Raw genomic sequence first — 5,617 nt, forward strand, 5'->3', positions numbered from 1 at the left:
TAAAAATGATTTTTTACAAGCTCAAATCAGCTCATTGGAAAACGAGATTATAAACTCATCGCTTATTGAAGGCGAAATACTCGATAGAGCAAGCGTTCGCTCATCGATAAAAAAGAAACTAGACGAAAAGTTTGACGGCTTGGCCGATACTAGCTCGACTAGACAAACCGATAATTTAATATCAATATTACTAGACGCAAATTTAAATAAAACGCCTATGAGTATCGAAAGATTGCACGGTTGGCATAATGCTATATTTGAGAGCGGATATAGCGGTTTATTTAAAATCAAAGTAGCTCAATTTAGAGATAGCCAAATACAAGTTGTTTCTGGGGCAATGACGCGCGAAAAGATTCATTATGAAGCTGTTCCACCAAAACATATTGAAAAAGATATGAAGTTATTTTTGGATTTTATTAATAATAGTCAAGAAAATGCTTATGTAAAAAGTGCGATAGCTCATCTATGGTTTGTAGTTATGCATCCATACGATGACGGTAACGGTAGAATAACAAGGGCGTTGGCGGACTATTGCTTGCCGAATAATAATATTAAATTGTATTCTATTTCTAGCATTATTCAAAGCAACAAAAAAGCTTATTACGAGAAGCTAGAACAGACGACCAAACTTGTGAGTAATCCAAATTGTGATTTTACGGCGTGGATTAAATGGCATTTAGAAATAACGAACCATGCCATCAAAGATAGTATCAATCTTATAAAGAATATTGCCTTTAAGACCGATTTTTGGGATAAATTTAGAACTTGTAATTTAAACAAGACCCAACAAAAAGTCCTAAACAAAGTATTGGACGTCGGCGTTAGCAACTTTGACGGCGGTATAGATATCGCCAAATTTGCCTCTATTGCTAAAAACAGCAAAGATATGGCTAAAAAAGAAATTGACGAGCTTGTAAAATTCGGTTGTTTAAAAATAAAAGAAAACGGAAAGAGTTATCTTTTAAGTAATGATAGTAATACCGACTTAAAACATAGCTATATCGACAATGAAAACGAAGATAGCAAGTTAAAAATACAATACAAGTAAAGGAGTAAAAATGAGATCAAATATAGGTTTTAAATCTTAAAGGCGGTTTGGCTATGGAAAAATTTTCTTCGCTTGAAATTTTACTATATGAAAAGAGAAATCATATAAAAAATGGCTTTTATCATTTAAACCAGATAGTTTTTGCATACAATTCTAATCATATTGAGGGTAGCAGATTAAGCAAGGAGCAGACTAGGCATATTTATGAGACAAGCTCCTTTTTTTCGGAAAAAGACGGCGAAGAGATAAAAATAAACGATATATTAGAAACCAGAAATCATTTTAAGGCATTTGATTTTATACTTGAAAGCTTTAATGTGCCTATTACACACGAGTTTTTAAAAGAGCTTCATAGAATTTTAAAGAATGGGACTAGCGATGATGTAATAGGCGACTATAAGAAAACAGCAAATTATATAGGGGATTTTTCAACTACTAAACCAAAACAAGTTGTGCAAGAGATAGAAAGGCTACTTAGTGAATATACTATAAAAACTAATATAGACATAAAAGATATTATAGATTTTCATTATAAATTTGAAAGAATACATCCATTTGAAGATGGCAATGGTAGAATTGGTAGGTTAATAATGTTTAAAGAGTGCCTTAAAAATGGCATTACCCCTTTTATAATAGATGTAGAGCATCAGGCATTTTACTATCGTGGGCTTAAAAATTATGAGAACCAAAAGGGATTTTTAATAGATACTTGTTTGTCTTGCCAAGATGAATATGAGGCTATTTTAAAAGACTATATCGATGGTGCAAGCATTGATTTGAATGAAGCATATTCTACACTTGAAAAAGTTATGTCAGGATTTGGGACAAAAATAGATGGAGAGGCTTAAAAATTTCCCAGAAAAAAGTTCAAAAGTGTAAATTTAGGCTTTTTAGCTTTAAAATTTAAAAGAGTAAAGAGATAAGAAATGGACGATCAAAAGAAACTATATATATTTGCAGGTGTAAATGGCGCAGGTAAATCTACATTTTATATTAACCAGCTTGAAGTAGATTCTGTCATCTATGGTGCAAGGATAAATTCTGATGAAATCGTTAGAGAATTTGGCGACTGGCAAAACCCCAAAGATCAAAATAGAGCTGGTAGGCTTGCATTAAAGCTAAGAAAGTCTTACATTGAGCGAGGGATAGATTTTAATATAGAAACTACTCTTAGCGGGCATAGTATAGTTAAATTTATAAATAAAGCCAAAGAGGCTGGCTACTATATTACCCTTTATTATGTTGGCTTAAATAGCATCGAACTCTCAAAACAACGAGTGGCCATAAGAGCAGCAAGAAACGGACACTCCATTGATGAAGCAACGCTTGAAAGGCGTTTTTCACAAAGCTTTGAAAATCTAGCCCGCATTATCCCAATATGCGATGTGATTTATTTTTTTGATAATAGTGAATTGATCGAGGATAGAGAAAAACAAAAGTTTTCAAATTTAAATTTTATCGCCAAAAAGCAAAATGGCACAATCAACCTTTATTCGCCTAATAAAATAGAATGGTTTGAAAACGTTATAAAAAATAGTAAATTAAACAACATTATAAAATAAAATTAGAAAGGGAAAAGACAATGGCATTAAAAAAAGTGGAGATTTCAGACGAGCTTTTAAGAGAGCTAGGCGCGACCAAAAGCCCAAAAGAGCTTGGAGAAACTATGGAAAGTTATGTAAATGCTGGAATGGAGTGCACTAGATTTCCAAAAGATAATGTAATGCTATACAATGTTATTTTGGATTTGGCGATAAGACTAGGCAAAGAACAAGAAGCCAATACTCTTGTAAAAGAGGCGTTAAAAGAGATAAATTTAAAACTTATGAGTGAGCTATAATTAGTGAGTAGAGACGAAATTTTAAGATATTTTGCAAATAAATACATCTGGTGGAAGCTGCCTTACGATGTTATGGAGACACCTGAAAGAATCGTAGCTCAAGCTATGCGCTATGCAGACCTGGACGAATTCGTGCTACTTTGGAAAGTAAAAGAGGATATGATACAAGCCTTAAATAATGCGCAGTGCGGCTGGTTTGACGAGAAAAGTTGGAATTTTTGGCGTTTAGTGCTTGACTTGCCCAAAAAAGATTTGCCAAAGAGAGGCTTTATGTAGTAGCGGAGCTAATTGGGTCCTCTTTAACTTAAGCTCACGTAAATGAGTAGTAAGTTAAAGAGAGCCAAAAATTTTAACATAACATGATGTATAAAAATTCATTTTTATACTCATACCTTTATCCCCAACTTCTCAAACCATCCATTTCTTTTTAGGGTCTCGCGCCTTTGCTCAAAATGTTCCATCATTACTTCCGCAAGCGTAGTTTTGGATTTTATTTTGACTCTTTTGTCTTCGGCATTAACTCTGTCCTTTTTGTAAAAGTCCAGCCTGTCCAGCTTTTCAAGCTTTTTTATATATTTTGGCATCTTTTTTATATAAATTTCTACGATATTTTTAGCAGACTCATTAAACTTGGCCCTACCAACATTAGCTCTTTTTACTATTTCTATAAAGTCGCTATATCTGATATTGGTCTGCTTGCCGTTTATACTTAGATGTGATTCGTAGTTTTTGATACCTTCGTAAAAGCCTGTGCAAGCGATATCGTAAAGAGGAGCTATTAAAATTTTACCGTTATCGTAAATAACCGATATATTTTTCGTATGCATATCCTCATGTCTAATAAGAAACGAGTAAAAATAGTACTCAATCATCCTAAGTCTATCATCGCTGCTTGGCAGTATCCTAGCCGCCGCGTCAAAGAGTTTTTCGGATGAGGCTTTATATTTACTTTCGCTGCTCAACCCCATAAACGTAGAAAATTCTTTTCGTTGAAATTTATAAGCTCCAATCCTATCAAAATACTTTATAAAGTAGTGATACTCTTTATCCTGCTCTCTTTTAAACACTCCGCTCATCGGCACGTCAAACCCTAACTCGTTCTTAGCAAAGCTCATATGCAAATGCTCGTTTATGGTAATATGCGGAAAATAGTAGTCGCTGTTTTTATCGGCTTTGAACGTATCGTAGGGCTTAATAAAAAACGTCGCGTTGTCTTTATCGCTAGCTACCTTTATAGCATTATTTTCAACAATCACTTGAAGCTTATGTTGATAGCCGGACAAACTCATAGTCCTTATGTGTTTTATCTCCTCGCTATCGCTCATAAATTTACTAGGAAAAAGCGAAATATCGTCTATATTAACATCGTATTTTAAAATATTAGGAAAAGTATTAGCTCCTAAAATTTTGGTCTTTTGGGAAAGATAGCTTTGAGGTTTTATCTCGCGACTAAATTCTAAAGCGTTAGCCGAAAACACAAGATCGTTCTTACTATAATCATTGTGTAGCAGCAAGAAAAACTCCGTAGCGTTACCGGCCTTATCTATTAAAATTTTTCTATCTATTCCCTCCGGAAGAGACTCCTCAAAGTCCACAAAACAGCTTTTGCTTGTATAAATTTTAAAATCGATCGGCATCTCAAATTTAACGCCGTATCTGCCGCTTAGCAAAAAATCTGTATCATATACAAAATAGTAGTTCTCATAGTCATAGCCCAAATAGCCTACTAAAACTTGATTTTGATAGATAAAAAGGCGATTTTCAAAATGAGAATATTCGTTAGAAATTTCATAAGCCGTGCTGGATGCCTGCCCCGCTACTCTTATTCGCCTTAGCTCGCTTAGTTTTTTAGCTCATTTTGGACGGTTCTTCTTGATGCTCGTTCTACGCCCTTTTCTATCTGTGTTCTCGCAAGCAACGCCTTGCTATTTTTTAAAATTTTAACTATTTCTAACGCTACTTGGTTCATCTTACAACCTTAATTAAATCTTATCTATATGCGCGAGTTGCACGAGAAGTATAGTGCAGATAGGATTAATATAATCTTAAATATATGCGCGAGCCATGCGATAAAGTAAACAATAAACCGTGTCTTTAAAATCAAATTTTAATGGTTGGGACAAGATGCTGTTTATTTGACAAATCAGACAAATGATTACACTACTAAAAAAGTAAGTCTAGAAGCGGATATTGCCATCTTTAGATTTTCATCTTTGTTGCCGGCGCCTCTTATATGGAAATTTATTAAAAGCGCTTCTTCGGCGTATTACGGCAACGCAATATAGTCATTGATTGAGCGGCCGTCTAAATTTTATTAAGCATATTTGCTTCTTTTGGCTTCATGAAAATCAATGTTATGGGATTTTTACCAACAACATGATAAGTCAAAGTTAATAGCTTTTCGTGTGTTTATCCTATCTCCACTCACTTCCAAACTCCCATATCATCACCAATTATATCGCTGTTGCCCTCTTTTTGACTAATCCAAACCCACTCTTTGACATTTTTAGTTATCCACTCGTTTTTAATGGCGTGTTTATAAACAAACAGACCCAAATTTGCCAAATCGTTTTCATCCCCTTTCGCGTGAAAAGTATTTTTGTCAATCCTAATCAAATTACACTGCTCGGCTAGTTTATCTAAATACTCGTAAATTACGTCTAGCTTATACTTTTTCTCTCGTAAAACCTTCTCTTCGTCTATCACTATTTTCGTGCCTAGTAACGGGT

At 34.2% G+C, this 5,617-nt stretch carries 8 protein-coding genes; 5 read left to right on the forward strand and 3 right to left on the reverse strand.

Annotated features, from left to right (window positions below; translation table 11 throughout):
• The 5 genes from Q0546_RS05410 to Q0546_RS05430 form a co-directional block, all read left to right on the forward strand.
• A partial coding sequence (locus tag Q0546_RS05410) for a DUF4172 domain-containing protein (protein WP_298791219.1) occupies nucleotides 1-1,048 on the forward strand: 1,048 nt, incomplete at its 5' end.
• A gap of 53 nt (nucleotides 1,049-1,101) precedes the next feature.
• A complete protein-coding gene (locus tag Q0546_RS05415; RefSeq protein WP_297940755.1) occupies nucleotides 1,102-1,896 on the forward strand; it encodes a Fic family protein in 795 nt (264 codons plus the stop codon).
• Nucleotides 1,897-1,974: 78 nt separating this feature from the next.
• Entirely contained in the window at nucleotides 1,975-2,610 is a 636-nt protein-coding gene (locus Q0546_RS05420) for a zeta toxin family protein (protein WP_297940754.1), read from the forward strand.
• A 20-nt stretch (nucleotides 2,611-2,630) separates the two neighbouring features.
• The gene (locus Q0546_RS05425; RefSeq protein ID WP_298791222.1) at nucleotides 2,631-2,888 is read left to right on the forward strand and encodes a hypothetical protein; all 258 of its coding nucleotides are present in this window, start codon (nucleotides 2,631-2,633) and stop codon (nucleotides 2,886-2,888) included.
• A 3-nt stretch (nucleotides 2,889-2,891) separates the two neighbouring features.
• Nucleotides 2,892-3,164, forward strand: a complete 273-nt coding sequence (locus tag Q0546_RS05430) for a hypothetical protein (RefSeq protein WP_298791224.1) — start codon at nucleotides 2,892-2,894, stop codon at nucleotides 3,162-3,164.
• Between the two features lie 110 nt (nucleotides 3,165-3,274).
• Here Q0546_RS05430 and Q0546_RS05435 read toward each other — a convergent pair whose 3' ends face one another.
• The 3 genes from Q0546_RS05435 to Q0546_RS05445 form a co-directional block, all read right to left on the reverse strand.
• On the reverse strand, nucleotides 3,275-4,714 hold the full coding sequence (locus Q0546_RS05435) for a type II toxin-antitoxin system HipA family toxin (protein ID WP_366519254.1): 1,440 nt from the start codon (nucleotides 4,712-4,714) through the stop codon (nucleotides 3,275-3,277).
• Nucleotides 4,715-4,728: 14 nt separating this feature from the next.
• A complete protein-coding gene (locus tag Q0546_RS05440) occupies nucleotides 4,729-4,857 on the reverse strand; it encodes a hypothetical protein (RefSeq protein ID WP_298791226.1) in 129 nt (42 codons plus the stop codon).
• 455 nt (nucleotides 4,858-5,312) lie between these two features.
• Nucleotides 5,313-5,617 (reverse strand): hypothetical protein (locus tag Q0546_RS05445; RefSeq protein ID WP_298791228.1); only part of this gene is annotated, 305 nt, incomplete at its 5' end.

The sequence above is a fragment of the uncultured Campylobacter sp. genome (assembly GCF_937997465.1).
In the GTDB taxonomy this organism is placed as follows: domain Bacteria; phylum Campylobacterota; class Campylobacteria; order Campylobacterales; family Campylobacteraceae; genus Campylobacter_A.

Bases quoted from the DNA above. Each gene is read 5' to 3' on its own strand.
- Q0546_RS05420 (WP_297940754.1), top strand. From the start codon at position 1,975: ATGGACGATCAAAAGAAACTATATATATTTGCAGGTGTAAATGGCGCA.
- Q0546_RS05425 (WP_298791222.1), top strand. From the start codon at position 2,631: ATGGCATTAAAAAAAGTGGAGATTTCAGACGAGCTTTTAAGAGAGCTA.
- Q0546_RS05415 (WP_297940755.1), top strand. From the start codon at position 1,102: ATGGAAAAATTTTCTTCGCTTGAAATTTTACTATATGAAAAGAGAAAT.
- Q0546_RS05440 (WP_298791226.1), bottom strand. From the start codon at position 4,857: ATGAACCAAGTAGCGTTAGAAATAGTTAAAATTTTAAAAAATAGCAAG.